This window comes from Actinomadura litoris (assembly GCF_009733595.1).
GTDB lineage: Bacteria > Actinomycetota > Actinomycetes > Streptosporangiales > Streptosporangiaceae > Spirillospora > Spirillospora litoris.
Genome location: NZ_WOFH01000003.1, coordinates 620,094 through 646,124, shown reverse-complemented (window position 1 = coordinate 646,124; position 26,031 = coordinate 620,094). Strand labels below are relative to the sequence as shown.

Below are 26,031 nucleotides of genomic sequence, written 5' to 3'. Positions count from 1 at the left end.
AGGTCCAACAGTGAGGATTCTGCTGTGAGCGGCGCCACACCCCCGTCCCCGCCACGCCGTCGCCGCATGTCACGGGCCGACCGCGAGCGCCAGATGCTGGACGTGGCGGAGCGCGTCTTCGGGGAGCAGGGCTACCAGGCCACCTCGATGGACGAGATCGCCGAGCGCTGCGGGGTGTCCAAGCCGATGCTGTACGAGTACTTCGGCTCCAAGGACGGCCTGCTGCTGGCCTGCATCAGCCGCTCGAAGGCCGAACTGCTCGACGTCACCCAGAAGGCCATGGCGGGCGCCTCCGACCCCGAGGACGTCATGTGGCGCGGGATGGTCGCCTACTTCGGGTTCATCGACGCGCACAGCAGGTCGTTCGCGATGCTGCTGCGCGAGCCGTTCGCCGCGTCCCCGGAGGCGGTCGAGGCCGTCGAGGCGACGCGGCGGCAGCAGAGCACGCTGATCGCGGGGGTGCTCGCGACGTTCGCCCCGGCCGCGCCGCCGGAGGCGGTGGAGGCGTTCACCGAGATCATCATCGGTGCGAGCGAGCGGCTCGCGCAGTGGCGGACGCGGCGTCCCGAGGTGTCGGTCGAGGACGCGGCCCGCTACATGACCGACTTCTGCCGCCAGGGCCTCGGGCCCTATCTCGCCTGAGGCGCGAGACGCCCGCGTCCGTATGCCGGTAAGCACGCGAGACGCGGCGCGGGGCTGAGTACGGTTGGATCATCCCACCACGGAGGTCTCCATGCCCCTCGCGTACTTCGACGGCGCGCTCGCCGTCGTCACCGGAGCCGGCGGCGGACTCGGCCGGGCGACCGCGCTGGCCCTGGCCGGACGCGGCGCGACGGTGATCGCGGCCGACATCGACCTGGCCGCCGCCGAACGCACGATCGCGCAGGCCAAGGCGCTCGGCCCCGGCGGCGCCGCCCACCGGGTCGACGTGGCGGACCGGGCGGCCATAGAGGCGTTCGCCGCGCGGGTGCGGGAGGAGCACCGCGTCCCGGACATCGTGGTCAACAACGCGGGCATCGTCGTGGCGGGCCCCTTCCTCGACACCGCCGCCGAGGACTGGGACCGCATCCTCGGCGTGAACCTGTGGGGCGTCATCCACGGCTCCCGGCTGTTCGGCAAGCAGATGGTGGACCGCGTCAACGCGCTGCCCAACAAGCCCGACAAGCCCAACTTCGGCGGGCACATCGTCAACATCGCGTCCGCCGCCGCCTACGCCCCCTGGCGGGGCATGCCCGCCTACTGCACGACCAAGGCCGCCGTGCTGATGCTGAGCGAGTGCCTGCGCGCCGACCTCGCCGGGTCCCGGATCGGCGTCACCGCCGTGTGCCCCGGCTTCGCCGGCACCGACATCGCCGCGCACGGCACCTACGTGGGCGGCGACGCGGCCTCGCGCGAGCGGCTGCGCGGCCAGGCCCAGCGAATGCTGCGGCTCCGCGACTACCCGCCCGAGCGGGTCGCCGAGCAGATCGTCAACGCGATCATCAAGAACAGGCCGGTGATCCCGGTGAACTTCGAGGGCCGCCTGCTGCGCACGCTGTCGCGGGTCTCGCCGGCGTCGCTGCGGCTGCTCGCGCGGATCCCCCTCGCGCAGAGCTGACTGGCCGCGCCGGGGCGGGTCTCGCGGCCGCGAAGATGGGTCGGCCCGCATTTATCACGATGTCAAACTTCACATATACGATCCCGCATACAGCACTTTAGAGGAAAAGTTTCAAATACTGGAGGGTGTCGCAAATTGGACTGCCACCGGGAAAGGGACGGGCCGCGAAGCGAGGTCCACTCCGCGGCCCCTGTTATCGAGAACCTGTGGCCTGACCTGGGCTTTTCTACACCCAGGACACACCGACCAATCGAACGGTCACGGCGACGACCTCCTCCTCCCCAGGCACTCAGTACGCCGAACACCGATCGCTCGCGGGAGCGTGTTCGACATACTCCTCCCCTTTTTCTGTCATCACCCTAGAAGGTGTTGACAGAAAATATGCCATGATCGGCCGATTCAGGTCAGGAATGATTTAGCGCAGTGCGCCCAGCGCTTCCCTGGCGACCTGAGCGGCCTTCGACAGGCACGAGCGCTCCGCCCCGTCCAGACCACCCTTCGCGGGCGCCTTCTCGCTGTAGCTGACCGTGACCACGGCGTTGCGGACCCGCGCGGTCACCTGGCCGACCACCGTCGGTTGGCCCTTGTCGGCCTTGAACCAGCGGTATGCCTCGTCGCCGAGACCCGGCTCCCGCTCCAGGGTGATCGTCCGCGTGAGCGGCGCGTCGTGTGCCTGGTTCCACTGCGTGCGGTAGGAGCTCGTGGCGTCCTTCACCGGATCGGCGCTGTTCCCCGGAGCGTACAGGTGAGTCTCCACCCGCAGCCAGCGAAACGCCTGACTCGCCGAAGAGTAGGTGCAGGTCGTCAGCGTGGTGTTGGCGCTCTGCCGCCGCCGCGCGCCCGGCACGGCCGCGCCGACGGTGCCGGCGGACACCATCCCGCAGGGCTGGGGCAGCGCGGTGATGGGCTCCTGCCCGGGAGGCGCGGAGGGTGCCGACGACGGCTGCGGCGACGGCTCCGACGACGGCTCCGAGGGCGTGGCCGTCGCGGACGGCGACACGGCGGCGGACGGCGTGCGGCCCGGACGGTCCTTCCCGCCCAGGGGCAGCACCAGGAGCACCACGACCGCGGCGGCGGCGACCGAGGCGATCGCCACCAGCAGGATCAGGCGTCGCGGACGGCGGGCCGGGGCGGGCGGCTCCGGCGCCGAGTACACGCGATCGAACGGTTCCGACGGCCGCGGAAGCCTCACTCCCCGCTCCTCACTCCCCCGGTCGGCGCCACCTCCAGATCACGGTAGCCAGGCTCACCCGCCCTCACCAACCCCCCGGCGGGTCCCAATGTCGGACCGGGCGGACACAATGGAACCGTGCGTGTCACCGAGCTGACCGAGACGTCTCGGGTGGTGGCGGGCACCTCGGGCCGCAAGGCCAAGGTGACCGCCCTCGCCGAGTGCCTGCGCGCCGCGGAGCCGGAGGAGGCCGCGACCGTGGTGGCCTACCTGTCCGGTGAGCTGCCGCAACGGCAGATCGGTGTGGGGTACGCGGCGCTGCGCGACCTGCCGCCGCCCGCCGTCGAGCCGTCGCTGACCGTCCCGGAGGTGGACGCCGCGTTCACCGAGATCGGCGCGGTGTCGGGGGCGGGCTCGGTCGCGCGGCGCCGCGAGCTGGTCGCGGCCGTGCTCGGCCGCGCGACCCGTCCCGAGCAGGACTTCCTCGTCCGGCTGCTGGCGGGCGAGCTGCGGCAGGGCGCGCTGGACGGCGTGATGGCCGAGGCGATCGCCGCCGCGGCCGGCGTCCCCGCGGCGGCGGTGCGGCGCGCGGCGATGCTGCGCGGCGCGCTCGGCCCGGTCGCCACCGCCGCGCTCGCCGAGGGAGCCCCGGGGCTGGACGCCTTCACGCTGGAGGTCGGGCGCCCGATCAAGCCGATGCTCGCGGCGGCGGCCCCGTCCATGGACGAGGCGTTCGCCAAGCTCGCCCCCGCCGGCTCCGGCAAGGAGGTCGCGGTGGAGTGGAAGCTCGACGGCATCCGCGCGCAGGTGCACGTCTCCGGCGGCGAGGTGCGGGTGTTCACCCGGACGCTCGACGACATCACCGTCCGGCTGCCCGAGGTGGCGGAGGCGGTGCGCGGGCTGCCGGTCCGCGACGCGGTGTTCGACGGCGAGCTGATCGCGCTGCGCCCGGACGGCCGCCCCCACCCGTTCCAGGTCACCTCCGCCCGCACCGCCACGCGCACGACCAGGTCCGCGGAGCCGGTGCCGCTCTCGGTGTTCCTGTTCGACGTCCTGCACCTGGACGGCGCCGACCTCCTCGACGCGCCGGGCGCCGAGCGGGGCGCCGCGCTGGCCGGGGTCGTCCCGGCCGAGCTGCGCATGCCGCGCCTCGTGACCGGCGACGCGGCGCGGGCCGAGGAGCAGTTCGACGAGGCCGTGGCGCGCGGCCACGAGGGCGTCGTCGTGAAGTCCCTCGACACGCCCTACACGGCCGGGCGGCGCGGCGCCGGGTGGGTCAAGGTCAAGCCCCGGCACACCCTCGACCTGGTCGTCCTCGCGGTCGAGTGGGGGCACGGCCGCCGCCGGGGCCTGCTGTCGAACCTGCACCTCGGCGCCCGCGACCCCGAGACCGGCGGCTTCGTCATGCTCGGCAAGACCTTCAAGGGGCTCACCGACGAGCTGCTGGCCTGGCAGACGCGCAGGCTCCGCGAGCTGGCCGTCCGCGAGGACTCCTGGACCGTCCACGTCCGGCCCGAGCTGGTGGTCGAGATCGCGTTCGACGGCGTCCAGCACAGCCCGCGCTACCCCGGCGGCATCGCGCTGCGGTTCGCCCGCGTCCTGCGCTACCGGCCCGACAAGTCGGCGGCGGAGGCCGACACGATCGACACGGTCCGCGCGGTCGCGCCCGTCCTGGACTGACCGGCGGGCGCCGAGGGGTCAGTGGTCGCTCTTGGAGTGCCGCGCCCGGAGCTCGACGCCCCGGCGGCGGGTGCGGGAGACGGCGTGCCGCCGCGCGCGGGCGACCGCCTTGCGCTGGGCGCGGGCGACCTTGCGGCGGCGGGCGCGCTCGGCGGCGGTGCGGCGCTGGAGCAGCTCGGGCGTGATGTGGTCGTGCCGTCCGGCGATGAACTCCTGCACCCAGATCTTGGCGCGGATCAGCGGGCGCCGGAACCGCTTCTCGTTGCGGACGGCCCGGCTGTGCTTGCGCGACCCCGGCGCGTACCGCCAGCGCGCCCAGGGCGAGCCGGGACGCGCCAGCCGGAGCACGCCGACGATCAGCAGCGCGGGCACGAACAGGCCGATCAGGCCCGTCCAGATCTTGCCCTTCAGCAGCGTCAGCACGGCGAGCACCAGGTTGATCACCAGCGACGTCACATACAGCCCGCTCAGCGTCGAGGCGCCCGGGTCGGGGGTGATGCCCCCGAAGCCGAACGGGTGGATCCCGAGCAGCAGCAGCCCCGTGACGGCGATCGCGACGAACACCGCGTCCAGGGACGCGCGGCCCTTCTCCGTCCAGTACACGTCGCTGAGGTGCAGGATCAGCGCGAACTCGTCCAGCACGAGCGCCGAGCCCATGCCGAAGACGACCGCCGCCGTCAGGTCGAGCCCGACGTAGGCGTCCGGCGCGGCGAGGCTCGCCACCCCGCCCATGAGCATCAGCACCACGCCGAACACGACGTGGTGGATGTGCAGGTCCCCGGCGGTAACGTTGCGGAACCACCAGCGGACGTCGGCGCGGATGAGCCGTACGTTCACCCGCGTGAGCACGAACGTCACGATGAACGCGACGAAGAAACCGAACAGCGGCAGCCGTCCGGTGTCCATGATGCGCTGCCTGAACAGGTCGATCATCTTCCCCCCGTGGGCTCCATCATGCCCTGTGACGTGCGGGGATATCGTGGGGTTTGCCGGGGATCGATGCCAATCGAGGCGAAAAGCGAGGGAAATGCCACAATGAGCCGTGTCGTGGACCGCTGCGATCCCGCCTGCCGGGCGTGGATCGCCGAGGCCATCCGCAAGGTCGAGGCCGACGCCAACCGCAGCGCCGACACGCACCTGCACGTCTTCCCGCTGCCGCCCGAGTGGGGCGTCGACCTGTACCTGAAGGACGAGTCGGTGCACCCGACGGGGTCGCTGAAGCACCGGCTCGCGCGGTCGCTGTTCCTGTACGCGCTCGCCAACGGCTGGATCCGGGACGACACCACGATCATCGAGGCGTCCAGCGGGTCCACGGCGGTGTCGGAGGCCTATTTCGCGCGGCTGCTCGGGCTGCCGTTCGTCGCGGTGATGCCCGCCACGACGAGCCCGGAGAAGATCGGGCTGATCGAGTTCCACGGCGGGCGCTGCCACCTGGTGGACGACCCGTCCTCGATCTACGACGAGTCGCGGCGGCTGGCGGCGGCGTGCGGCGGCCACTTCATGGACCAGTTCACCTACGCCGAGCGCGCGACCGACTGGCGCGGCAACAACAACATCGCCGAGTCGATCTTCGAGCAGCTCCGGCTGGAGCGCTTCCCCGAGCCGGCGTGGGTCGTGGTCGGCGCGGGCACGGGCGGCACGTCCGCGACGATCGGCCGCTACGCGCGGTACCGGCGCTTCCAGACGCGGCTCGCCGTGGTCGACCCGGAGGGCTCGGCGTTCTTCGGCTCGTTCGCCGACGGGGACCCCGAGCGGACGGCGGCGGGCTCGCGGATCGAGGGCATCGGGCGGCCCCGGGTCGAGCCGTCGTTCCTGCCGTCGGTGATCGACCGGATGATCCAGGTGCCGGACGCGGCGTCCGTCGCGGCGATGCGCTGGACGAGCGAGGTCACCGGCCGCAGCGTCGGCGGCTCCACCGGGACCGCGATGTGGGGCGCGGCCGGGCTGATCGCGCGGATGCGGGCGGCGGGCGAGCGCGGCAGCGTCGTCACGCTGATCTGCGACGGCGGCGAGCGGTACGCGGGCACCTACGGGTCGGACGCGTGGCTCGACGCGCAGGGCCTGGACATCCGCCCCTACCTCGCGGCGCTGGACGCCTTCCTCAAGACCGGCGAACTCCCGGAGCCGAGCCTCCCCTAGGGCCCGTCAGCCGTTGAAGCGGACCGGGTTCACGAGGTCGGCGTAGATCAGCAGCCCGCCCATGACGATCAGTACGGCCGCCATCACGTAGGTGACGGGGAGCGCTTTGGCGACGTCCACGTAGCCGGGGTCGGGACGCCGGAACACGCGGGCGAACCCCTTCTTGAGCGCCTCCAGCAGGGCCCCGGCCATGTGCCCGCCGTCCAGCGGCAGCAGCGGGACGAGGTTGAACAGCCCGACCGCGAGGTTCAGCGAGCCGAGCAGCATCACGAAGTAGGAGACCTTCTCGCCGCCGGTGAGCTGGTCGGAGGCGGCGACGTCGCCGCCGATGCGGCTGACGCCGACGACGCCGATCGGGCCGTTCGGGTCGCGCTTGTCGCCGCTGAAGGCGGCGTTCCAGATGCCGACCATCTTCTGCGGCATCCGCACCAGCGCGCCCACCGTGTGCCCGGTGAGGTCGCCGATCGTCGAGGCGACCGCGCCGGGGCCCTCCCGCTCGACCTTGGTGGTCGGCGTGATGCCGAGGAACCCGACCTCGACGATCTTGTTCTGGTCGTCCAGGTCGCGCATCTGGTTGCGGGTGATCGGCACGTTCAGCGTGAGCCGCCGCCCCCCGCGGTCGACCACCATCGGGACGGTCCTGCCGGCCGAGTCGCGGATCTGCTTCTGGAGCTGCTTGTAGTCCTCGACGGCCCGGCCCTCATAGGAGACGATGCGGTCGCCCTCCTGGAGCCCGGCCTGCTTCGCCGGGGTCGGCGTCGCGCCCGCCGGGCAGTGGTCCACGCTCGCCTGGCTCTTGGGGACCATGCAGGGCGAGACCTCCGCGATCACCGGCTGGGCCTGCTGCATGCCGATGCCCATCAGCAGGATCGCGAAGAAGACCACGGCCAGGATGAGGTTCATCGCGGGCCCGCCGAACATGATCAGCAGCTTCTGCCACCACTTCTTGTTGTAGAACACGCGGTTCTCGTCGCCGGGCCTGACCTCCTCCAGCGCCGCGCCGCGCGCCGACTCGATGAGGCCCTGCCAGGGGCCGGTGCTGATCCGCCGGACCTGGCCGGGGGCGTCGCCCCGGCGCGGCGGCAGCATCCCGATCATCCGGATGTAGCCGCCGAGCGGGATCCACTTCACGCCGTACTCGGTCTCGCCCTTGCGGCGCGACCACATCGTCGGCCCGAACCCGACCATGAACTGCGTCGTGCGGACCCCGAACAGCTTGGCGAACGAGAAGTGCCCGAGCTCGTGCAGCGCGATCGACGCCAGCAGGCCGAAGAACAGGATCAGCACTCCCGCCAGCCAGCCCATGCGTGCCCCTCCGGTCGTGCACCCCGCACCGGGGGGTGGTCTCCAGCAATCCCCTCAGACTACGTCACACACCCCCCGCCGCGCCCCGCCATGGCCCCGTCCGGCAGGGCCGGGCGGACGGTCGAGGCACAGCGGGACGGACGGTCGAGGCGCGGCCGGGCGGACGGTCGAGGCGCGGTCAAGAACGGGTCGCGGCGCCTGGTCGCGAGGGTGACGGCGCTGCTAGCCTGGGCAAAGCCGATGATCCCGTGCGGGAGAGTCCCCGGCCGCCAGCGGGGGACGCCGAAGGAGCAAACCCTCCCCGGAACCTCTCAGGCCCACGGACCGCACGGACCAGGCGACCTCTGGAAAGCGGGGACTCCGCGTCCCCCGCCGAAGGTGAAAGCCCGCAGTGAACGGAGCGGGTGAAGCTCTCAGGCGCCGATGACAGAGGGGGAGGCACCGAGACGCACGGTGCGCGAGTGGGACGATGTGACCACGCGCGCCCGCGACGAAGGAGCCGAACCGATGTCCGCCGAACCGACCGCGAGTAGCGCGAAGAAGACGCCTCTGCACGACGTCCACCAGGACCTCGGCGCGAACCTCGTCGACTTCGCGGGCTACCTGATGCCGCTGCGCTACGCGAGCGAGACCGCCGAGCACCAGGCCGTCCGCACCGGCGCCGGGCTGTTCGACCTGTCCCACATGGGGGAGATCTTCCTGGACGGGCCGGGCGCGGGCGCCGCGCTCGACCACGCTCTGGTCGGCAACCTGTCGCCGATGGCGGTGGGCAAGGCCCGCTACACGATGATCTGCGACCCCGACGGCGGCGTGCTGGACGACCTGATCGTCTACCGGCTGGCGGAGGCGACCTGGATGGTCGTCGCGAACGCCGCCAACGCCGCGACCGTCCGGGAGGCGCTGGTCGAGCGCGCGGCGGGCTTCGACGCCGCCGTCTCGGACCGCTCCGACGACTACGCGCTGATCGCCCTCCAGGGCCCGCGCTCCCAGGCGATCCTCGAAGGGTTCACGGCCGCGCCGCTGGCCGGGCTGAAGTACTACGCGATCCTGGCGGCCAAGGTCGCGGGCGTGGACGCGCTGGTCGCCCGCACCGGCTACACCGGCGAGGACGGCTTCGAGCTGTTCGTCGACTCCGCCGACGCCGTCGCGCTCTGGCGGGAGCTGGCGGAGGTCGAGGGCGTCGTCCCGGCGGGCCTGTCGGCGCGCGACACGCTCCGGCTGGAGGCGGGCATGCCGCTGTACGGCAACGAGCTGACCGCCGAGACCAGCCCGTTCGAGGCGGGCCTCGGCCGCGTCGTCAAGCTCGACAAGCCCGCCGACTTCGTCGGGAAGGCCGCGCTGGCGGCGCAGGCACAGACGCCCGTGGGCCGTAGGCTCGTCGGGTTGGTGGCCCGGGGGCGTCGCGCGCCCCGCAAGGGGTACCAGGTCGTCACGTCCGACGGCACGCCGTGCGGAGTCGTGACGAGCGGCGCCCCGTCGCCCACACTGGGCAGGCCGATCGCCATGGCCTACCTGGACGGCGGCGCCGGGGAGAGCGGCCTCGCCGTGGACGTCCGCGGCAGGCCCGAGCCGGTCGACGTCGTCGACCTGCCGTTCTACAAGCGTTCCTGAGACCTGGAGAGAGAATAACCGTGAGCGTTCCGGAGCAGCTCCGCTACAGCGAAGAACACGAGTGGGTCGCCGGGCTCGACCCCGCGGGCCAGGTGCCCGAGGACGGCATCGTCACCGTCGGGATCACCGCGCACGCCGCGGAGGCGCTCGGCGAGATCGTCTACCTGGAGCTCCACTCGAACGAGGGCGACGCCGTCGAGGCCGGCGAGCCCTGCGGCGAGGTCGAGTCGACCAAGTCGGTCAGCGACCTGTACGCCCCGGTCAGCGGCGAGATCACCGCGATCAACAGCGCCGTGGTGGACGAGCCGAAGGTGATCAACGACGACCCCTACGGCGAGGGCTGGATCTTCAAGGTCCGCATCTCCGGTGAGCCGGGCGACCTGCTCGACGCCACCGACTACAACAAGCTCGTCGAGGAGGGCTGACCGTGGCATCCGACACCCTCGGCCTCAACGACTCGCTGGCCGCGGCCGACCCCGAGGTCGCCGAGGCCGTCGCCGCCGAGCTGCGGCGCCAGCAGGGCACGCTGGAGATGATCGCCTCGGAGAACTTCGCGCCGGTCTCCGTGCTGGAGGCGCAGGGCTCCGTCCTGACCAACAAGTACGCCGAGGGCTACCCGGGCCGCCGCTACTACGGCGGCTGCGAGTACGTCGACGTCACCGAGCAGCTCGCGATCGACCGGGCCAAGGCCCTGTTCGGCGCCGAGCACGCCAACGTCCAGCCGCACAGCGGCGCCCAGGCCAACACGGCGGTCTACTTCGCGCTGCTCCAGCAGGGCGACACGATCCTCGGCCTCGACCTCGCGCACGGCGGGCACCTCACCCACGGGATGCGGCTGAACTACTCCGGCAAGGTGCTGAACGTGGTGCCCTACCACGTCCGCGCCGAGGACGGCCTGGTCGACATGGACGAGGTCGCCGCGCTCGCCGCCGAGCACCGTCCGAAGATGATCGTCGCGGGCTGGTCGGCGTACCCGCGCCAACTGGACTTCGCCAGGTTCCGGGAGATCGCCGACTCGGTCGGGGCGCTGCTCATGGTCGACATGGCGCACTTCGCGGGCCTGGTCGCGGCGGGGCTGCACCCCTCGCCCGTCCCGCACGCCGACATCGTCACGACCACCACGCACAAGACGCTCGGCGGCCCGCGCGGCGGTCTGATCCTCGCCCGCGAGGAGTACGGCAAGAAGATCAACTCAGCGGTGTTCCCGGGCATGCAGGGCGGCCCGCTGGAGCACGTGATCGCGGCCAAGGCGGTCGCGCTCAGGTTCGCCGCCTCCGACGGGTTCCGCGCCCGCCAGCAGGCGACGCTGGAGGGCGCCCGGATCCTCGCCGAGCGGCTGCTGGCCGACGACTCGGCCAAGGCCGGGGTCAAGGTGCTGACCGGCGGCACCGACGTCCACCTCGTGCTGGTCGACCTGGTCGACTCCGAGCTGACCGGACGCGACGCCGAGGACCGGCTGCACGAGATCGGCATCACCGTCAACCGCAACGCCGTCCCGAACGACCCGCGCCCGCCGATGGTCACCTCCGGCCTGCGGATCGGCACGCCGGCCCTCGCCACCCGCGGCTTCACCGCCCCGGACTTCACCGAGGTCGCCGACGTCATCGCGCTGGCCCTGCAACCCTCCCCCGACCTCGCCGCGCTCGCGGCGCGGGTGAAGGCCCTCGCGGACAAGCACCCCCTGTACCCCGAGCTCTAGAAACGCCAGCCGCCCCCTCCGCCCACGGCGGAGGGGGCGCTACGAAGAGGTAGCAATGGCCATCAGCGTTTTCGACCTGTTCAAAATAGGAATCGGCCCCTCCTCGTCCCACACCGGCGGCCCGATGGCGGCGGCGCACCGCTTCGCCCGCGGCCTGCACCGCGACGGGCTGCTGGAGAAGACCGCGTCCGTCCAGGTGACCCTCTACGGGTCGCTCGGCCTCACCGGCAAGGGACACGGCAGCGACAAGGCCGTCATCCTCGGCCTGGAGGGCGACAAACCCGAGGCGGTCGATGTGGACACCGTCGACGACCGCCTCGCCGCCATCCGCGAGCGCGGCACGATCACGCTCTTCCACGACCACGAGATCCCGTTCGCGGTCGGCGAGCACCTGGTCTTCGAGCGCAAGGAGTCGCTCCCCGGCCACCCCAACGGGATGCGCTTCACCGCGTTCGACGAGCGGGGCGGCGAACTGCGCGCCAAGGTCTACTACTCCGTGGGCGGCGGCTTCATCGTGGACGAGAACGCCACCGGCGCCGACCGCATCAAGCCCGACGACACCGTCCTGCCCTACCGCTTCGACACCGCCGCCGAACTCCTCGAACGCTGCCGCGAGACGGGCCTGTCGATCTCGGCGCTGATGATGGAGAACGAGAAGGCGTTCGGCCGCTCCCCGCAGGAGGTCCGCGAGGGCCTGCTGGAGCTCTGGCACGTGATGCGCGCCTGCGTCACCCGGGGCTGCACCCGCGAGGGCCTGCTCCCCGGCGGGCTCAAGGTCCGCCGCCGCGCGCCCCAACTGCACCGCCAGCTCTCTGCGGAGAAGCCGTCCGACCCCCTGCACGCCATGGACTGGGTCACCCTCTTCGCCCTCGCCGTGAACGAGGAGAACGCCGCCGGCGGACGGATCGTCACCGCCCCCACCAACGGCGCGGCGGGCATCATCCCGGCCGTCCTGCACTACTACGACCGCTTCGTCCCCGGACGCGACGACGAGGGCGTCGTCCGCTTCCTGCTGACCGCCGGCGCGATCGGCGTCCTGTTCAAGCAGAACGCCTCCATCTCCGGCGCCGAGGTCGGCTGCCAGGGCGAGGTCGGCTCCGCCTGCTCGATGGCCGCCGCCGGCCTCACCGAGGTCCTCGGCGGCACCCCCGAGCAGGTCGAGAACGCCGCCGAGATCGGCATCGAGCACAACCTCGGCCTCACCTGCGACCCGGTCGGCGGCCTCGTCCAGGTCCCCTGCATCGAACGCAACGCCGTCGGCGCCATCAAGGCCATCAGCGCCGCCCGCATCTCCCTGCGCGGCGACGGCCGCCACTTCGTCTCCCTCGACAAGGCCATCCGCACCATGCGCGACACCGGCCGCGACATGCTGGACAAGTACAAGGAGACCTCGCGCGGCGGCCTCGCCGTCAACGTCATCGAGTGCTGACCCCGAGCCCCGGCGTCAAGGCGTGCGGATGCCTCGGCCGGTCGGGGAGTGGGTGCCGGTGCGGGCGTCGTCGCCGCAGTGGGCGCAGATCACGCGGGGGGCCACCGGGTGGCCGCAGGAGTGCTGCCAGCGGACGGGCGGGTCGTCGGCGTTCAGGTGGCGGTCGCCCCAGCGCATCAGGACGAGCAGGACGTCGCACAGCTCGGCGCCCGCCGGGGTCAGGTGGTACTCGTGGCGGACCGGGTGGTCGCTGTAGCGCTCGCGGCGGATGACGCCGCCCGACTCCAGCTTGCGCAGCCGGGCCGTCAGGATGTCGCGGGACGCGCCCGTGTTGTGGACGATCTGGTCGAACCGGCGCACCCCGTAGCTGAGCTCGCGGATGGCGAGCAGGCTCCAGCGTTCGCCGACCAGGTCCAGGGTGTCGGCGATGGAGCAGTCGCGCGGTTCGGCGTCCCTCGGCATACCGGGAAGCCTAACCGCCGCCGCTGACGGCCTCGTCCGGCGCGCGAGCGGAGCCCGGCCGCGGGTGGCCTCCATACGGCGACGGCCCGCGAGGGACCAGCACGTCGGACGGGGGCGCCGCCGCTCGGGCGTCCTCGTTCGCCGCCATGCCGATCGACCTCGCGGGCCGGGTCACGCGTCCCTGACTACTCGATGCCCTGGACGACGCACTGCCCGACGTTCTGGTTGCCGCCGTTGAGGACGGGGACCGGAATCGAGACGACGGGGATGTTCGAGCCGCACAGGCCGATCGGGATGTTCACGGCGCTGTTGCCGTTGGACTCGATGTTGCCCGAGTCGTGGGGGCCGTCGGCCGAGGCCGCGGTGGCGGGGGCGAGGGAGAGCAGGGCGGCGCTGGCCAGTCCGCCTACGACGATCGAGACACGGCGCTTCATGTCAATCACTCCTTGTAATTGGTGGGACACCTGACGCTACTGCCCCATGAAGTATCACTGAAAGTGACTTGGGAGTGACCGCCTGCTGTCTCTCGGTTAGGTGGCCGTGGCCCGATTTCGGACCTGAATCGGCCACGGCGGCGGCGGCATTGCACTAGGTTTCGCGCCCCTCGTTCCGCCGGGGGCCCGCCGCTTCGGTATCGAGCGGTTCGCGGGAGGTGAGAGGTGCCGAATTTCGCCGGTGAACACATTTCTTGATGCGTTGCCGATTCTTTTCCGGCTCGGCGTCGCGGCGCCGCCATCCTGGCGTCTACCAGTGGATACACAGAAAAACCCGGGGCCGCGACTTCGTGTCGCGGCCCCGGGCCATCGGGCCACTCTACGGAAGGGGCCCATGCCGTGGTCCGTCAGTTCCCTCCATGCGTCGACGGGCCCCACAGCGGAGCCGCCCGGTGCTGATGCTCGGCCAACTCTGCCTCCCTTGCCCTCGACAACACGGACACTTCACATATTAGTCATGCACCCCGAAATATGCCTTCAATCGCCACCAAAACCGTCGTCAAACGTCAGAGACGGTCGCCCGGGACGAGGCGGAGCCGCACGGTCGCCCGGACCCGGTCGCGTTCGAGCGCCGTGCACAGCCGGCGGAGCGCCTCGTCGGCGATGCGGCGGCGGAGGTCCGGCAGGTCGGCGCGCCCGCTGTAGGCCACCTTCAGCCGCAGCTCCGGGTGGCGCGAGGTGCCGAGCAGCCGTGCGCGGGCGCTCCGGACGCCCGGATAGTCCTCGATCTCCGATTCCAGCGCCTCGGTCACGGCCTTGGCCGGGAGCCGGGTCGTGCCGCCCGCGCCGTCCGGTTCCAGGGAGAGGGCCGCCAGCTTGGCGGAGCGGCCCTGCGCCAGCAGCCACGCCAGGCCCAGCAGCGCCAGGACGATCGCCGCCGCCGTCACCGCGGGCCAGAACCAGGAGTGGTCGTCGACGTAGCGGTGGACCTGGCCGGACAGGAGCGGCGCGGACGCGCGGTCGTCCCCGAACAGGCCGAGCCCGCGGGCGAGCGCCGCGGCGCCCAGCAGCGTGAGGACCAGCCCGAGCAGGACGAGGCCGGTGCGGTTGAGGTGGGCCGGGCGGCGGTCCATCACACCTCCCGGTGCTTGAGCCGCACCGACACCGACCGGTCCGGCAGCGGGCGGAGGCGGCCGAGCCGGTCGCCGACGGCCGCGCCGACCCGCTCGTCCAGGTCCGCCGAGTCGCGGACGGGCGTCACCGCGACCACCTTGACGCGCCGCGGCCGCAGCCGGACCCGCCGCACGCCGGACACGCCCGGCGCGTCCCCCGCCGCCGCCGCGACGGCGTCCTTCAGCCCGCGCCTGGTCACGCCCATCAGCAGGTCCGGGTCGTCCCCGTGCAGCGGGACGAGGCGGGACCTGCCCGGCAGCAGCCCGGCTCCCAGGAAGAGCAGTCCGAGCAGCGTCAGGCCGCTCGCGGCGGCGAGGGCCTGCCAGTCCTTCCATGCCGTGTCGTCGGCCCAGTCCCGGACGCGTCCGTAGGCGACGATGTGCGCGGGGTGCCCCGCCCAGGCGGAGATGACCTCCACGGCGGTGATCGCCGCGGCGGCGGTGAGCAGCAGCGCCGCGATCAGGCCGGGCCAGACGCGGCGCGAGCGGAACGCGTGCCGGGCGGCCCGGTCGGCGGGCGTCCTCATGCCAGTGCCCTGCCCGTGGGCCGCTCCAGTTCGGCGACCTCGATGTCCACCTGCCGGACGCTCAGGCCCGTCAGCTCCTCCACCCGTCCGCGCACGCTCTCCCGGACGCGCCGGGCGACCTCCCGCACCGGGCGCGGGTAGGTCACCGAGATCGCCGTCCGGATGGTGACGATCTCGGCGTCCACCCGGACGTCGGTGCGCGAGCCGCGCCGCCCGCGCAGCGGCACGCCGAGCATCGTCCTGGTCATCGCGTCGGAGTCGCCCGCCTCGTCCAGCACCCGCGCGACGATCCGCTCGACGGCGCGGTCGCTGATCCGGGTCGTGCCCCGCGACCGGACGGCTTGATGCGGCGGCGCGGTCACCGTCATCGCGGACGCCGGCCCTCGTTGAAGGACGAGAACAGCCGGCCGAGGTCCAGGTCGCCCTCGATCGCGCGGCCGGCGAGGAAGCCGAGGGCGCCGAGGAACAGCACGATGAAGAACGCGCCGAAGCCGCCGAAGGCCCCCGCGAAGCCGAGGGCGGTGCCGAAGGTGAGCCCCACCAGGGGCCAGACAGGTCGCATGGCGATCACTCCACGTCGCCGATCATGATGTCGATCGGAAGGTCTCGGGCGAGGGGGCGCAGCCGCCGGCGGACGTCCTCGGCCGTCTCGGCGAAGGGGCGGGCGCGGCGGGCGACGATCCCGACCTCGATCCGGTCGGGGTGGACGGCCACGCCGGGAAGGGGGAGGCCGACGCGGTAGGTCACGATGCGGGCGTGCGGGCCCGCCGTGAGGGCGGGGACGTCCGGGCACGCCAGCGCGGCCTCGGCGATGCGTTCGGCCTCGTCGGCATGCGCGGGTCCGGTCATCGGACCCGGGGCTCCCCCTGGTCGTCGTCGTGCACGTCGTCGCCGGGGACGTGGACGTCCTCGACGGCGATGTTGACCTCGACGACCTCCAGCCCGCACATGTGCTCGACCTCGCCGATGACGTTGGAGCGGACGGTGCCCGCCAGTTCGGGGATCGAGACCCCGTAGTCCACGACGAGTTCGAGGTCGACGGCGGCCTGCCGCTCGCCGACCTGCACCGACACGCCCCGGTTGGGCGAGCCGCCGGGAAGGCGGTCGCGGACGTTGTCCAGGGCCCCGGTCGAACCCATCGCGTGGACGCCGCCGACCTCGCCCGCCGCCATGCCCGCGATCTTCGCGACGACGTCGTCGGCGATCCGGGTGCGGCCGCCCGAGGTCACCAGCTCCCCCGACCCGCCGTGCTGCTGTCCGACCGCTGTGTCCTGACTCACGACATCCCCCCGATGCGTCCCTATTGCGCCGTTCATGCTCACAGGGGGTGAAAGCGAAACTCTCGCGCAGGTCAACGCGGCTTTGCCCGGCGCGGTCGGCAGGGTGCCGGACAGGGCGGTCGGCGCTGCTTCGCCAGGGCCCGGCCGCCGCGTCCCGCCTGCGGCCGGGCCCCCGAGCGCCCTACTTCTCGAACATCGCCCGCATCTTCCTGGCGGCGTCGCTCAGCTTCCTCTTGTCGTCGCGGGCGCCCTTACCGGTGGGACCCTCACGCCGGTCCCCGCGCGGCTCCTCGCGCTCCGGTCTCTCCTGAGCCCGTTCCGTCTCGCGGTCCGCCTTGTCGTTCACGACAACTCCCCCGTGTCACTGACGAATCGTTCGCTCCGTAACTACCCCGTGACGTGCCGCTCTACCCGGGGTAGAAGCGGACCTCGGGCCGTCCGACCTGCCCGTAGTGGGGACGGCGGCGTGCCAGTCCGCTCTCCGCGAGGTATTCGAGGTAGCGCCGGGCGGTGACACGGGAGACGCCGGTGAGGCTCGCGGCGGCGGCCGCCGACAGCCCCTCCGGCGCGCCGGCGAGCGCCTCGGTGACCGACTGGAGCGTCTCGGCGCTCATCCCCTTCGGCAGCGAGCGGTGGCCGGGGGCGCGCAGCGTGGCGAGCATCCCGTCCACGTCGGCCTGCCCGCTGACCTCCCCGGCCCGCGCGGCCTGCTCCCGGAACCGCGCGTACCGGTCGAGCTTGTCGCGCAGCGAGGCGAACGTGAACGGCTTGAGCAGGTACTGGACGACACCGACCGCGACGGCGGAGCGGATCACCGCGAGGTCCCGGGCGGAGGTCACGGCGATCACGTCCACGTCCCGGCCCGCCGCGCGCAGCGCCCGGCAGACCGTCAGCCCGTGGGTGTCGGGCAGGTAGAAGTCGAGCAGGACGACGTCGACCCCGGCCCGCTCGCAGAACCGCAGCGCGTCCGCGCCGGAGTGCACGACCCCGGCGACCGTGAACCCGGCGACCCGCTCGACATAGTCGCGGTGCGCCTCGGCGGCGACCGGGTCGTCCTCGACGACCAGGACCCTGATCATCGCGCGTCCAGCGGCAGCCGGACGGTGAACACCGCGCCCGGCCCCCCGCCGACCGTGATCTCGCCGCCGCCGCGCCGGACGGCCTGCCCGACCAGCGCGAGCCCGAGGCCGTGCCCGGCAGGCCCGCCGGAGGACTTGGTCGTCCAGCCGCGCCGGAACATGTCCGGGACCGTGCGCGGGTCCACGCCGGGCCCGCTGTCGGCGACCACGAGGACGAGGTCGCCGTCCTGCGCGCGGGCGCTGACCGTGACGCGGGGCGGGCGCCGCGCCGCGCCCTCGATCGCGGCGTCCACCGCGTTGTCGATGAGGTTGCCGAGGATCGTGACCAGGTCGCGGGCCGGGACGCCGCCCTCGACCGCCGTGTCCTCGGAGACGACGAGGTCGACGCCCCGCTCGGCCGCCTCGGCGGACTTGCCGAGCAGCAGCGCGGCCAGCACCGGCTCGCTCACCGAGCCGACGACCCGGTCGGTGAGCCGCTGCGCGCTCTCCAGCTCGGCGGTGGCGAACGCGACGGCCTGGTCGGGGCGGCCGAGCTCCACCAGCGACACCACGGCGTGCAGCCGGTTGGCGGCCTCGTGCGCCTGCGAGCGCAGCGACTCGGCGAACCCGCGGACCGAGTCCAGCTCGCCGGTGAGCGCCTGCAGCTCGGTGTGGTCGCGCAACGTGACCACGTTGCCCATCGCGCGGTCCCGCGAGCGGACGGGCGCGGTGTTGACCACCAGCACGCGGGTGTCGCCGATGTGGATCTCGTCCGCCCTCGGGTCGGCGGAGGCGAGCGCGGCGGCCAGCTCGGCCGGCAGGCCGAGCTCTGCGGCGGGGCGCCCGCGCGGGTCGGCGGCGAGGCCGAGCAGCTCCCGGGCCGCGTCGTTGCACAGCACGACCCGTCCGGCGCGGTCGAGCAGCAGCAGCCCCTCGCGGACCGCGTGCAGGATCGCCTCGTGGTACTCGAACATCTCGCGCAGCTCGCCGGGCGCCACGCCCCGGGTCTGGCGGCGCAGCCGCGCGGCCACCAGCGAGCTGCCCGCCACGCCCGCCGCCAGCACCGCCGCGGCGACCGCGACCAGCGAGGCCAGCCGCCCGCGCAGCTCGGCGGAGATCGCCCGGACCGTGATGCCCGCCGCGACCAGCGCCACGACGCGGTGCCCGTCCCCGAAGACCGGCACGACCGTGCGGACGGACGGCCCGAGCGTGCCGGTGTAGGTCTCGGTGAAGGGCCGTCCGGCCAGCGCGGGCGCGGTGTTGCCGATGAAGCGCTGCCCGATCCGCGCCGGGTCGGGGTGGGTGTAGCGGATCCCGGCCGGGCTCATGATCGTGATGAAGTCCACCCCGGTGTCGTGCCGGACGCGCTCGGCGTAGGGCTGGAGCACGCGGCTCGGGTCGGGGGCGGCGAGGGCGGCGCGCACGTCCGGCGCGGCCGCGATGCTCGCCGCGACCGCCGTCACCGTCCCGGTGGCGCCGTCGTCGACGGCTCGGCGCGCGTCCAGGAAGGCGAGCGTCGCGCCCACCACCACCAGCAGCCCGACGAGCGCCGCCTGGAGGACGAGGAGCTGCCGCGCCATGCTCCACCGGCTCGGGGCGCGCCACCACGGCCGGGCGGGGCTCTCACTGGTTCGGGGGGTCACGGGTCCTCGTCGTCCTCGGAGTCGCGGGCCGGCGAGCCCGGCCGTGAACGCAATGTACACAAACGTGACCGGCGTCACAGATGCCGCCATAGTCGCTGATGTGCGGCGGCCCGCGCCGCGCCGCCGCCCGATCCGCGAGGGAGCCCGCCCGTGCCCGCACCGAGAGCAGCCGGTGCCGCGCACGATCGCGTCCACTACCTGTACCTGGCGGTCGTCGCGGCCGTGCTCCTCGGCATCGCGGTCGGGATCGCCGCTCCGGACGCCGCGGTCGAGCTCAAGCCGCTCGGCACCGGCTTCGTCAACCTGATCAAAATGATGATCTCACCGATCATCTTCTGCACGATCGTGCTCGGCGTCGGCTCGGTGGCGCGGGCCGCCAAGGTCGGCAGGGTCGGCCTCGTCACGATCGGCTACTTCCTCGTGATGTCGACGTTCGCGCTCGCCATCGGGCTGACGGTGGGCAACGTCCTGCATCCGGGGGACGGCGTGCACCTGGACCCGGCCTCGGTCGCGACGGCGCACGAGCAGGCAGCGGACGCAGAGGGGACGACCGACTTCCTGCTGGGGATCATCCCGTCCACGATGGTGTCGGCGCTGACCGAGGGCCAGGTGCTTCAGACGCTGCTGGTCGCGCTGCTCGCCGGGTTCGCGCTGCAGAGCCTCGGACCGGCGGGGGCGCCGGTGCTGCGCGGTGTCGAGCACGCGCAGCGGCTGGTGTTCCGGGTGCTCGCGATGATCATGTGGGCGGCGCCGGTCGGGGCGTTCGGCGCGATCGCGGCCGTGGTCGGCGCGAGCGGCTGGTCGGCGCTGCGCAGCCTCGCGGTGATCATGCTGGGCTTCTACGTGACCTGCGTGCTGTTCGTGTTCGGCGTGCTCGGCGCGGTGCTGTGGCTGGTCGCGCGGATCGGCATCTGGTCGCTGCTGCGCTACCTGGCCCGCGAGTTCCTGCTGATCCTGTCGACCTCGTCCTCGGAGTCGGCGCTGCCCCGGCTGATCGCCAAGATGGAGCATCTCGGGGTGAGCCGCCCGGTCGTCGGGATCACGGTCCCGACCGGGTACTCCTTCAACCTGGACGGCACCGCGATCTACCTGACGATGGCGACGCTGTTCATCGCCTCCGCGCAGGACCAGCCGCTGTCGGTCGGCGCGCAGATCCCGCTGCTGCTGTTCATGGTCGTCGCCTCCAAGGGCGCGGCGGGCGTCAGCGGCGCCGGCCTCGCGACGCTGGCGGGCGGCCTCCAGTCGCACAAGCCCGAACTGGTGGACGGCGTCGGCTTCATCGTCGGGATCGACCGGTTCATGTCCGAGGCCCGCGCCCTGACGAACTTCGCGGGCAACGCCGTCGCGACCGTGGTGATCGGCCACTGGACCGGCGAGTTCGACCCGGAGCGGGCGAGGCACGTCCTGTCCGGCGAAGACCCCTTCGACGAGGCCGCCCCGCAACACGAACCGACCACCGCCCCCGCCGAACGACCGGCCGCCCCGGCGCTCACCGAGCGCCCGCGACCGGCCACCTGACCACCTGACCAGCCGCCCGGCGCCAGCTCCCCCGCTCCCAAGCTCCCGGCGCCGGGCGGCACTACTTTTTGAACCCCGGCCCAAGGCGCTCGCCTGGCGGCTCGTTGACCGTGCTTTGGGCGAACGCGGCATCGCTTCGCGATCTTCCCGGTGGAGGTCCGCCTTCGGCTTCCCCCCACCGGCCGGCTACGCGCTCGCGTGACGGCCGAGGTCGTTTGCGCTACCGCCTAGGCGGCCTCTGCGGCCGGGGTGCGGCGGTGGCGTTTGGGGAAGGCCGGGCGCAGGCGGATCACCGCGTCCAGGTCGGGCATGCCCATCGTCCGGCGGTAGCGTTCGACGGGGCCCGCGCCCAGTTCGCCGAAGACCTCGCCCAGGACGGCGTCGCCCTCGCAGGTCACCGTGACCACCAGCCTGGGGTGGGTGAGGGTGCCGGTGAGGCGGACGCGCAGGTCGCGGACGCCGGGCAGCGCCTCGCCGTCCCGCGCCAGGTTCGCGGCGGCGGAGCGGGACAGCACGCGGGTGCCCGCGTCCATGTCGGGCCACCAGCGCCGGAGCAGGGCGCGGCCCTGGAGGACCAGCCACAGCTGGCCCGCGAGCGACACCAGTTCGGCGACGGCCGCCAGCACGCCCGGGAACCAGGAGGCTGAGCCGGCGAACCGGACCAGCGCCGGGTCGAGCGGCGGGCGCCCGGACAGGGCGCCCAGACCGTCGAAGCCGCCGAGCCCGGCGGCCAGGGCGGCGGCGCCGCAGCCGAACAGCAGGGCGCCGGTCACCGCCAGAGCGACCCTCATATCAGTCCTTCCGCCAGGTCAGCCGTACATCGACGGGCGGCCGGAACATCGGCTCGATGCTGTCGAGCCGGTCGTCGACCGCGCAGTGGACCAGTTCCTCCAGGTTGGCGGGGTTGCGGTAGCCGGTCGCGGCGCGCACGATGACGCGCCTGCGGACCAGGCCCGCGCCCCGCACGCGGGCGCGCTCGATGCCGGGCACGCTGAGCGCCGCGTCGGCGAGGGAGCGGCGGAGCGCCGAGCGGCGCAGGACGCCCGCGAGCCGCGGGTCGGAGCCGTCGAGCGGCATCCCGCGCATGCGGCCCGGTACGGCCGCCAGCACCAGCGCGAGCCCGAGGACGGCGACGCCCGCCGCGCACGCGCGCACCCCCGGATGGCTCCAGGGCAGCCGCCCGAGCGCGTCGGCCGCCCGGTCCGCGCCCGGGACCGGGTGGACGCCGGAGCCGAGCGCCTGCGCCGCCAGCTCGATCGCGACCGCGCCGCCGGCGACGGTCAGCAGCAGCGCGGCGGCCAGCCCCGCGAGCGTCCGGCGCGGCCGGAACTCCCGTGCGGCGAGCCGCCGCGCCCGCTGCCTGCTCTGTGTCTCCTGGATCACGTCCCTGACCAGAGACTCGGCCATAGCCACCCCCGTGAAGCCTCGGCACGTCGGACATCGTTACCCATGGTGAGGCATTGTCACGAGGAGTGAAACACGCCATGCCGACATCTCACGCGACCATCGCGCATCCGCCCGGGGGTTTCGGGGTGAGTCGCTGTGATTCGTCCTGGAATCAGCGAGGGGCGTCAGCGGGCGGAGGGCGCGTAGCGGTTCCTGCCGACCTTGATCGGGTCCGGACGGCACGCGCCCGGCTTGCCGCGCTTGTCCCAGTCCACCGGCTGCCCCTTGAAGCTCTTGCGGCGGCCGGGGCGCGGATACGGCTTCCCGTAGGTGTTGCCCGCGAAGTAGTTGCCCGTCCCGCACACGGGATCGCGCGGGAACCTGAAGTAGGAGAACAGCCCGTACCAGCCGGTGTCCTGGAACCGGTTGCCGAGCACCCGGTTGCGGCTGGCCCCGTCGCTGGCGCGGACAGGGTCGCCGCTGACCCTGGAGAAGGAGTTGCCCGACACGGTGTTCTCGCTCGCGCCGTCGGAGAAGTAGACACCGTGGATGCGGCTGTAGGTCTTGGCCGTCCTGTTCTCCAGTTGCTGGAAGTGGTTGTCCTCGATCCGCATCTTCCAGGAGTTGTACATGTGGACGGCGCCGTACCCCTCGCGGCCGTGGGCGTACCTGGTGCCGAGCCTGCGGAACACCATGTCGCGGACGGACCCGCCGGTGATCCTCTCCCCGGCGTCCTTGTCGCCCCGGAACAGGATGCCCCCGGCGGTGTAGTTCTGCACCGTGATGCCGCTGAAGTGCGTTCGCGCGCCCCCGGCGCGCACGGTCACCCAGTACCCGTCGCGGCCACGGCCGTCGTAGACGACGCGTCCCGTGCCGGGCTCGGCGCGGATGGTGATGGACCCTCCCTCGGGCGAGTACCGCCACGCGACCGACTCGTTCTTGTACGTCCCGCCCCTGACGAGGACGACGCCGTCGACCGCGTTCCGCTCCTCCAGCACCTTCTCGGCCTCCTCCAGGGACGCGACCTCCCCGCCGGGGGCCACATGGACGACGACGGAGCCGCCCTCGGTGGCACTGGCGGGGGCGGTCCGTAGCGAACCGGGGCCCAGCGCCGCCGCGCCCGCTCCCCCGGCGCCCGCGACGACGGTGGCGGCGAGGCCGATCAGCATTCCGCGCCTGCGCATTCGACTGCTCCTCGCTGACGATCCTTGCGACTGGTCGGCAAGGACGCTACGGAGCGGGAGCGCGCCGTCCCAGGGCCCTAGGGCCCCAGCGGAGCCGTGCGGCGGCCCTAGCGGAAGACGACCGTGCGGTCGCCGTTGAGCAGCACGCGGTGCTCGGCGTGCCAGCGGACGGCGCGGGCCAGCGCCAGGCACTCGACGTCGCGGCCGACCGCCACCATCTCCTCGGGGCTGTGGGTGTGGTCGACGCGCGCGACCTCCTGCTCGATGATCGGCCCCTCGTCCAGGTCGGCGGTGACGTAGTGCGCGGTCGCCCCGATGACCTTGACGCCGCGGGCGTGCGCCTGGTGGTAGGGGCGGGCGCCCTTGAAGCTCGGCAGGAACGAGTGGTGGATGTTGATGATCATGCCGGGCAGCTTGGCGCAGAAGTCGTCCGAGAGGATCTGCATGTAGCGGGCGAGGACGACGAGGTCGGCGCCGTAGTGCTCGACCAGCGTCAGGATCTCGGCCTCCTGCGCCTGCCTGCCGCCGGGGCCGACCGGCAGGTGGTGGTAGTCGATCCCGTAGGACTGGGTCAGGGGCCGCAGGTCGGGGTGGTTGGAGGCGACGGCGACGACGTCGATGTCGAGCAGCCCGGACCGCTGGCGGTAGAGCAGGTCGTTCAGGCAGTGCCCGCCCTTCGACACCATGATCAGCACACGCGGCCGGGACGCCAGGTCGTGCAGCCGCCAGCGCAGGCCGAGGTCGGCGGCCAGGGACGCGAACGCGCCGCGCAGCCCGTCGGGGTCGGAGGCGTCCGGGGCGGCGAACTGCACCCGCATGAAGAACGTGGCGGACTCGCGCTCGCCGAACTGCTGGCTCTCCACGATGTTGCAGCCGCGCTCGGCGAGCAGCCCCGACACCGCGGCGACGATGCCCGGCCGGTCGGGGCACGACAGGGTCAGCACATACTCGTTCACGATCTCATCCCTCGCCGCCTCGGTCATCGCCCCCAACCCTATGTCGGCCGGACCGGTCCCTCGGGGAGGAGGGCGCGGGCGAGCGTGGTGAGCGCGGCGGTGATCTCGGCCGGGGTGCGGCCCTGGCCGCGCTGGTGGGAGTAGACCTCGGAGGCCAGCGGCGCGAGGAGCGCGTCGGCGAGCACGTCCGGGCCCGGGACCCCGCCCTCGGCCAGCAGCATCCGGACGTGCGCGCGCCAGAACCCGTACGCGCCGGTGGTCAGCCGCGCCCCGCCCGCCTCGGCGCCGAGGACGAGCGGGATGTGCGCGTCGAGCAGGTCGACCATGGCGGCGTAGAAGGCGGCGAGCCGGTCGCCCGGCGGGGCGCCGGGGCCGAGCGGCGGGGCGCCGCGCAGCAGCTCGCCCTGGAGGCGGCGCTCGTGCTCGTCCAGCAGCGCGAGGGCGATCGAGGTCGTGTCGGGGTAGCGGCGGTAGAGCGTGCCGCGCCCCACGCCCGCGGCCTTGGCGATGTCGTCCATCGTGACGGCGCGCGGGTCGCCGGCGGCGAACAGCGCGGCGGCGGCGTCGAGGACCTTGGTGCGGTTGCGGGCGGCGTCGGCGCGCTCGCGCGGGCGTCCCTCCGCCCCGGCGGGATGCCCGCTGAGCAGGTCGGTGCGGCGTTCCATCCCGCCGACTGTAATCGACACGGCGATAAGTGGACAAGCTGTCCGGATACGGGGTACAGTCGGCACCGAAGCAAGCGGACAGTTTGTCCACTTAATGAGGGAGACCCTGATGACCACGTTGCTCCACCTGGACTCCAGCGCCCGCCGCGCCTCGGTCAGCCGCGAGGTCGGGGACGCGTTCGCGGACGCGTGGAGGCGGGCGAACCCGTCCGGCCGCCACGTCCACCGCGACCTGGCGGCCGAGCCCGTGCCGTTCATCGGCGAGGCGTGGACGGAGCTGTGCGACTACGTGCTGGCCAACCAGATCACCGACATCGGCCGGTACAAGGAGGCGGTGCGCACGCCCGCGCAGGCGGAGGCGTGGGCGGTCCTCGAACCGCTGCTGGACGAGCTGGTCGCCGCCGACGTCGTGCTGATCGCCACGCCGATGTACAACTTCTCCGTCCCCGCGTCGCTCAAGGCGTGGATCGACCAGGTGACCTTCCCCAAGATGTCGCTGGCCGGACGGCGGTTCGTGATCGCCTCGGCGCGCGGCGGCTCGTACGTGCCGGGCGCGCCGCGCGAGCCCTACGACCACCAGGAGCGCTTCCTGCGCGACTTCATCGCGGGGCACTTCGGGGTCGAGGACGTCGCGGCCGTGGCCGCCGAGCTGGTCAACAGCCGCCTCGACCCGGCGCTGGCGGGGCGGCGGGCCGCCCATGAGAAGTCGTACGCGGACGCGCTGGCGGCGGCGCGCGAACTGGGAGGGCGGTACTGATGGCCTGGCTCGTGCTCGGGCTGGCGGGGCTCGTCGAGATCGCGTTCTCGCAGAGCATCCGTCCGACGGAGAACTTCACCCGCCCGCTGCCGACGCTCGCCTGCTTCGCGCTCGGCGCGCTGTCGATCTACCTGCTCTCCTACGCGATGCGGACGCTGCCGGTCGGCACCTCCTACGCGGTGTTCACCGGGATCGGCGCGGTCGGCGCGATCACGGTGGGCATCCTCGTCCAGAAGGACCCGGTCACGGTCGGACGGGCGGCGGCGCTCGGCCTGATCATCGGCGGGCTCGTGCTGGCCCGCGTCACCAATCCGGAGTGAGGCCATGGCCAAGACATGAGATCTTTTCATATTCGGCG

General features: G+C 72.9%; 30 protein-coding genes and 2 riboswitches. Of the genes, 11 read left to right on the top strand and 19 right to left on the bottom strand.

From position 1 onward, the window contains the following. The first annotated feature begins 66 nt into the window (after positions 1 to 66). Both GNZ18_RS10665 and GNZ18_RS10660 read left to right on the top strand, forming a co-directional pair. The gene (locus GNZ18_RS10665; protein ID WP_156216063.1) at positions 67 to 642 is read left to right on the top strand and encodes a TetR/AcrR family transcriptional regulator; all 576 of its coding nucleotides are present in this window, start codon (positions 67 to 69) and stop codon (positions 640 to 642) included. 91 nt (positions 643 to 733) lie between these two features. After that, positions 734 to 1,597 carry an SDR family NAD(P)-dependent oxidoreductase gene (locus GNZ18_RS10660; RefSeq protein ID WP_156216062.1) on the top strand — a complete coding sequence of 288 codons (864 nt, stop codon included), beginning with the start codon at positions 734 to 736 and terminating at the stop codon, positions 1,595 to 1,597. Between the two features lie 415 nt (positions 1,598 to 2,012). Here the strand turns inward: GNZ18_RS10660 and GNZ18_RS10655 are convergent, their stop codons facing one another. Next, positions 2,013 to 2,789 (bottom strand): hypothetical protein, encoded by a 777-nt coding sequence (locus GNZ18_RS10655; protein ID WP_156216061.1) that lies wholly within the window; start codon positions 2,787 to 2,789, stop codon positions 2,013 to 2,015. Positions 2,790 to 2,906: 117 nt separating this feature from the next. On the opposite strand from GNZ18_RS10655, the gene GNZ18_RS10650 reads away from it, so the two are divergent. Then, positions 2,907 to 4,448: an ATP-dependent DNA ligase gene (locus GNZ18_RS10650; protein WP_312874421.1), complete on the top strand. Its 1,542-nt coding sequence runs from the start codon at positions 2,907 to 2,909 to the stop codon at positions 4,446 to 4,448. An 18-nt stretch (positions 4,449 to 4,466) separates the two neighbouring features. Here GNZ18_RS10650 and GNZ18_RS10645 read toward each other — a convergent pair whose 3' ends face one another. Beyond that, positions 4,467 to 5,381 carry a hypothetical protein gene (locus GNZ18_RS10645; RefSeq protein ID WP_246249562.1) on the bottom strand — a complete coding sequence of 305 codons (915 nt, stop codon included), beginning with the start codon at positions 5,379 to 5,381 and terminating at the stop codon, positions 4,467 to 4,469. A 102-nt stretch (positions 5,382 to 5,483) separates the two neighbouring features. Between GNZ18_RS10645 and cds1 the strand changes: the two genes are divergently transcribed. Next, positions 5,484 to 6,587, top strand: coding sequence for an L-cysteine desulfhydrase Cds1 (gene cds1, locus GNZ18_RS10640; RefSeq protein ID WP_156216060.1), 1,104 nt, complete (start codon positions 5,484 to 5,486; stop codon positions 6,585 to 6,587). 6 nt (positions 6,588 to 6,593) lie between these two features. Here the strand turns inward: cds1 and GNZ18_RS10635 are convergent, their stop codons facing one another. Further along, positions 6,594 to 7,892, bottom strand: a complete 1,299-nt coding sequence (locus tag GNZ18_RS10635; RefSeq protein WP_156216059.1) for a M50 family metallopeptidase — start codon at positions 7,890 to 7,892, stop codon at positions 6,594 to 6,596. 241 nt (positions 7,893 to 8,133) lie between these two features. Beyond that, a riboswitch (glycine riboswitch) is annotated at positions 8,134 to 8,229 on the top strand. A gap of 4 nt (positions 8,230 to 8,233) precedes the next feature. Then, positions 8,234 to 8,325: riboswitch (glycine riboswitch) on the top strand. Positions 8,326 to 8,399: 74 nt separating this feature from the next. On the opposite strand from GNZ18_RS10635, the gene gcvT reads away from it, so the two are divergent. Genes gcvT through GNZ18_RS10615 form a run of 4 tightly spaced genes read left to right on the top strand, consistent with a single transcriptional unit; the run spans position 8,400 to position 12,631 of the window. Continuing rightward, positions 8,400 to 9,503, top strand: coding sequence for a glycine cleavage system aminomethyltransferase GcvT (gene gcvT / locus GNZ18_RS10630; RefSeq protein WP_156216058.1), 1,104 nt, complete (start codon positions 8,400 to 8,402; stop codon positions 9,501 to 9,503). A gap of 20 nt (positions 9,504 to 9,523) precedes the next feature. Further along, positions 9,524 to 9,928, top strand: a complete 405-nt coding sequence (gene gcvH / locus GNZ18_RS10625; protein WP_214617188.1) for a glycine cleavage system protein GcvH — start codon at positions 9,524 to 9,526, stop codon at positions 9,926 to 9,928. 2 nt (positions 9,929 to 9,930) lie between these two features. Beyond that, positions 9,931 to 11,202 (top strand): serine hydroxymethyltransferase, encoded by a 1,272-nt coding sequence (gene glyA / locus GNZ18_RS10620; RefSeq protein WP_214617189.1) that lies wholly within the window; start codon positions 9,931 to 9,933, stop codon positions 11,200 to 11,202. Between the two features lie 55 nt (positions 11,203 to 11,257). Further along, positions 11,258 to 12,631 carry an L-serine ammonia-lyase gene (locus GNZ18_RS10615; RefSeq protein WP_156216056.1) on the top strand — a complete coding sequence of 458 codons (1,374 nt, stop codon included), beginning with the start codon at positions 11,258 to 11,260 and terminating at the stop codon, positions 12,629 to 12,631. Between the two features lie 15 nt (positions 12,632 to 12,646). On the opposite strand, the gene GNZ18_RS10610 is transcribed toward GNZ18_RS10615, so the two are convergent. The 11 genes from GNZ18_RS10610 to GNZ18_RS10560 all read right to left on the bottom strand — a co-directional run bounded on the left by GNZ18_RS10610 (position 12,647) and on the right by GNZ18_RS10560 (position 19,207). Then, positions 12,647 to 13,093, bottom strand: a complete 447-nt coding sequence (locus GNZ18_RS10610) for a winged helix-turn-helix transcriptional regulator (RefSeq protein WP_156216055.1) — start codon at positions 13,091 to 13,093, stop codon at positions 12,647 to 12,649. 185 nt (positions 13,094 to 13,278) lie between these two features. Beyond that, entirely contained in the window at positions 13,279 to 13,527 is a 249-nt protein-coding gene (locus GNZ18_RS10605; protein ID WP_156216054.1) for a hypothetical protein, read from the bottom strand. A gap of 566 nt (positions 13,528 to 14,093) precedes the next feature. Then, a complete protein-coding gene (amaP, locus tag GNZ18_RS10600; protein WP_156216053.1) occupies positions 14,094 to 14,660 on the bottom strand; it encodes an alkaline shock response membrane anchor protein AmaP in 567 nt (188 codons plus the stop codon). Continuing rightward, positions 14,660 to 15,226, bottom strand: coding sequence for a DUF6286 domain-containing protein (locus GNZ18_RS10595; RefSeq protein ID WP_156216052.1), 567 nt, complete (start codon positions 15,224 to 15,226; stop codon positions 14,660 to 14,662). Before GNZ18_RS10595 ends, amaP begins: the two co-directional genes overlap by 1 nt. Beyond that, positions 15,223 to 15,594 carry an Asp23/Gls24 family envelope stress response protein gene (locus tag GNZ18_RS10590; RefSeq protein WP_156216051.1) on the bottom strand — a complete coding sequence of 124 codons (372 nt, stop codon included), beginning with the start codon at positions 15,592 to 15,594 and terminating at the stop codon, positions 15,223 to 15,225. Before GNZ18_RS10590 ends, GNZ18_RS10595 begins: the two co-directional genes overlap by 4 nt. Then, positions 15,591 to 15,788: a hypothetical protein gene (locus tag GNZ18_RS10585; protein WP_156216050.1), complete on the bottom strand. Its 198-nt coding sequence runs from the start codon at positions 15,786 to 15,788 to the stop codon at positions 15,591 to 15,593. Before GNZ18_RS10585 ends, GNZ18_RS10590 begins: the two co-directional genes overlap by 4 nt. Positions 15,789 to 15,793: 5 nt before the next feature. Further along, positions 15,794 to 16,075 carry a hypothetical protein gene (locus GNZ18_RS10580; protein WP_156216049.1) on the bottom strand — a complete coding sequence of 94 codons (282 nt, stop codon included), beginning with the start codon at positions 16,073 to 16,075 and terminating at the stop codon, positions 15,794 to 15,796. Then, positions 16,072 to 16,542 carry an Asp23/Gls24 family envelope stress response protein gene (locus GNZ18_RS10575; RefSeq protein ID WP_156216048.1) on the bottom strand — a complete coding sequence of 157 codons (471 nt, stop codon included), beginning with the start codon at positions 16,540 to 16,542 and terminating at the stop codon, positions 16,072 to 16,074. The genes GNZ18_RS10580 and GNZ18_RS10575 overlap by 4 nt, the downstream gene beginning before the upstream one ends. Before the next feature lie 145 nt (positions 16,543 to 16,687). After that, on the bottom strand, positions 16,688 to 16,852 hold the full coding sequence (locus GNZ18_RS10570) for a hypothetical protein (protein ID WP_156216047.1): 165 nt from the start codon (positions 16,850 to 16,852) through the stop codon (positions 16,688 to 16,690). A gap of 61 nt (positions 16,853 to 16,913) precedes the next feature. Continuing rightward, positions 16,914 to 17,585 carry a response regulator gene (locus tag GNZ18_RS10565; RefSeq protein WP_156216046.1) on the bottom strand — a complete coding sequence of 224 codons (672 nt, stop codon included), beginning with the start codon at positions 17,583 to 17,585 and terminating at the stop codon, positions 16,914 to 16,916. Next, positions 17,582 to 19,207 (bottom strand): sensor histidine kinase, encoded by a 1,626-nt coding sequence (locus GNZ18_RS10560; protein WP_312874420.1) that lies wholly within the window; start codon positions 19,205 to 19,207, stop codon positions 17,582 to 17,584. The genes GNZ18_RS10565 and GNZ18_RS10560 overlap by 4 nt, the downstream gene beginning before the upstream one ends. A 150-nt stretch (positions 19,208 to 19,357) precedes the next feature. On the opposite strand from GNZ18_RS10560, the gene GNZ18_RS10555 reads away from it, so the two are divergent. Further along, on the top strand, positions 19,358 to 20,725 hold the full coding sequence (locus tag GNZ18_RS10555) for a cation:dicarboxylate symporter family transporter (RefSeq protein ID WP_214617200.1): 1,368 nt from the start codon (positions 19,358 to 19,360) through the stop codon (positions 20,723 to 20,725). Between the two features lie 227 nt (positions 20,726 to 20,952). On the opposite strand, the gene GNZ18_RS10550 is transcribed toward GNZ18_RS10555, so the two are convergent. The 5 genes from GNZ18_RS10550 to GNZ18_RS10530 all read right to left on the bottom strand — a co-directional run bounded on the left by GNZ18_RS10550 (position 20,953) and on the right by GNZ18_RS10530 (position 24,916). Continuing rightward, the gene (locus GNZ18_RS10550; RefSeq protein ID WP_156216045.1) at positions 20,953 to 21,516 is read right to left on the bottom strand and encodes a hypothetical protein; all 564 of its coding nucleotides are present in this window, start codon (positions 21,514 to 21,516) and stop codon (positions 20,953 to 20,955) included. A gap of 1 nt (position 21,517) precedes the next feature. Next, entirely contained in the window at positions 21,518 to 22,132 is a 615-nt protein-coding gene (locus GNZ18_RS10545) for a DUF6286 domain-containing protein (protein ID WP_156216044.1), read from the bottom strand. A gap of 164 nt (positions 22,133 to 22,296) precedes the next feature. Then, positions 22,297 to 23,295 (bottom strand): right-handed parallel beta-helix repeat-containing protein, encoded by a 999-nt coding sequence (locus GNZ18_RS10540; RefSeq protein WP_156216043.1) that lies wholly within the window; start codon positions 23,293 to 23,295, stop codon positions 22,297 to 22,299. Positions 23,296 to 23,402: 107 nt separating this feature from the next. Further along, complete coding sequence (purU, locus tag GNZ18_RS10535; RefSeq protein WP_156216042.1) at positions 23,403 to 24,278, bottom strand: formyltetrahydrofolate deformylase; 876 nt, start codon at positions 24,276 to 24,278, stop codon at positions 23,403 to 23,405. A gap of 11 nt (positions 24,279 to 24,289) precedes the next feature. Continuing rightward, a complete protein-coding gene (locus GNZ18_RS10530) occupies positions 24,290 to 24,916 on the bottom strand; it encodes a TetR/AcrR family transcriptional regulator (protein ID WP_156216041.1) in 627 nt (208 codons plus the stop codon). Positions 24,917 to 25,025: 109 nt separating this feature from the next. Here GNZ18_RS10530 and GNZ18_RS10525 point away from each other — a divergent pair, with 109 nt between their 5' ends. Beyond that, entirely contained in the window at positions 25,026 to 25,673 is a 648-nt protein-coding gene (locus tag GNZ18_RS10525) for an FMN-dependent NADH-azoreductase (RefSeq protein ID WP_156216040.1), read from the top strand. Next, a complete protein-coding gene (locus GNZ18_RS10520; RefSeq protein WP_156216039.1) occupies positions 25,673 to 25,993 on the top strand; it encodes a DMT family transporter in 321 nt (106 codons plus the stop codon). Before GNZ18_RS10525 ends, GNZ18_RS10520 begins: the two co-directional genes overlap by 1 nt. Positions 25,994 to 26,031 lie beyond the last annotated feature (38 nt).

What these genes read in the sequence shown, in the direction of transcription:
- GNZ18_RS10590 (WP_156216051.1), bottom strand. Translation starts at nt 15,594, where the DNA reads ATGACGGTGACCGCGCCGCCGCATCAAGCCGTCCGGTCGCGGGGCACG.
- GNZ18_RS10635 (WP_156216059.1), bottom strand. Translation starts at nt 7,892, where the DNA reads ATGGGCTGGCTGGCGGGAGTGCTGATCCTGTTCTTCGGCCTGCTGGCG.
- GNZ18_RS10575 (WP_156216048.1), bottom strand. Translation starts at nt 16,542, where the DNA reads ATGAACGGCGCAATAGGGACGCATCGGGGGGATGTCGTGAGTCAGGAC.
- GNZ18_RS10585 (WP_156216050.1), bottom strand. Translation starts at nt 15,788, where the DNA reads ATGCGACCTGTCTGGCCCCTGGTGGGGCTCACCTTCGGCACCGCCCTC.
- gcvT (WP_156216058.1), top strand. Translation starts at nt 8,400, where the DNA reads ATGTCCGCCGAACCGACCGCGAGTAGCGCGAAGAAGACGCCTCTGCAC.
- GNZ18_RS10615 (WP_156216056.1), top strand. Translation starts at nt 11,258, where the DNA reads ATGGCCATCAGCGTTTTCGACCTGTTCAAAATAGGAATCGGCCCCTCC.
- GNZ18_RS10580 (WP_156216049.1), bottom strand. Translation starts at nt 16,075, where the DNA reads ATGACCGGACCCGCGCATGCCGACGAGGCCGAACGCATCGCCGAGGCC.
- GNZ18_RS10550 (WP_156216045.1), bottom strand. Translation starts at nt 21,516, where the DNA reads ATGAGGGTCGCTCTGGCGGTGACCGGCGCCCTGCTGTTCGGCTGCGGC.
- GNZ18_RS10540 (WP_156216043.1), bottom strand. Translation starts at nt 23,295, where the DNA reads ATGCGCAGGCGCGGAATGCTGATCGGCCTCGCCGCCACCGTCGTCGCG.
- GNZ18_RS10565 (WP_156216046.1), bottom strand. Translation starts at nt 17,585, where the DNA reads ATGATCAGGGTCCTGGTCGTCGAGGACGACCCGGTCGCCGCCGAGGCG.
- purU (WP_156216042.1), bottom strand. Translation starts at nt 24,278, where the DNA reads ATGACCGAGGCGGCGAGGGATGAGATCGTGAACGAGTATGTGCTGACC.
- GNZ18_RS10595 (WP_156216052.1), bottom strand. Translation starts at nt 15,226, where the DNA reads ATGAGGACGCCCGCCGACCGGGCCGCCCGGCACGCGTTCCGCTCGCGC.
- GNZ18_RS10610 (WP_156216055.1), bottom strand. Translation starts at nt 13,093, where the DNA reads ATGCCGAGGGACGCCGAACCGCGCGACTGCTCCATCGCCGACACCCTG.
- GNZ18_RS10605 (WP_156216054.1), bottom strand. Translation starts at nt 13,527, where the DNA reads ATGAAGCGCCGTGTCTCGATCGTCGTAGGCGGACTGGCCAGCGCCGCC.
- GNZ18_RS10520 (WP_156216039.1), top strand. Translation starts at nt 25,673, where the DNA reads ATGGCCTGGCTCGTGCTCGGGCTGGCGGGGCTCGTCGAGATCGCGTTC.
- GNZ18_RS10660 (WP_156216062.1), top strand. Translation starts at nt 734, where the DNA reads ATGCCCCTCGCGTACTTCGACGGCGCGCTCGCCGTCGTCACCGGAGCC.
- cds1 (WP_156216060.1), top strand. Translation starts at nt 5,484, where the DNA reads ATGAGCCGTGTCGTGGACCGCTGCGATCCCGCCTGCCGGGCGTGGATC.
- GNZ18_RS10525 (WP_156216040.1), top strand. Translation starts at nt 25,026, where the DNA reads ATGACCACGTTGCTCCACCTGGACTCCAGCGCCCGCCGCGCCTCGGTC.
- GNZ18_RS10645 (WP_246249562.1), bottom strand. Translation starts at nt 5,381, where the DNA reads ATGATCGACCTGTTCAGGCAGCGCATCATGGACACCGGACGGCTGCCG.
- GNZ18_RS10545 (WP_156216044.1), bottom strand. Translation starts at nt 22,132, where the DNA reads ATGGCCGAGTCTCTGGTCAGGGACGTGATCCAGGAGACACAGAGCAGG.
- GNZ18_RS10530 (WP_156216041.1), bottom strand. Translation starts at nt 24,916, where the DNA reads ATGGAACGCCGCACCGACCTGCTCAGCGGGCATCCCGCCGGGGCGGAG.
- amaP (WP_156216053.1), bottom strand. Translation starts at nt 14,660, where the DNA reads ATGGACCGCCGCCCGGCCCACCTCAACCGCACCGGCCTCGTCCTGCTC.
- GNZ18_RS10665 (WP_156216063.1), top strand. Translation starts at nt 67, where the DNA reads ATGTCACGGGCCGACCGCGAGCGCCAGATGCTGGACGTGGCGGAGCGC.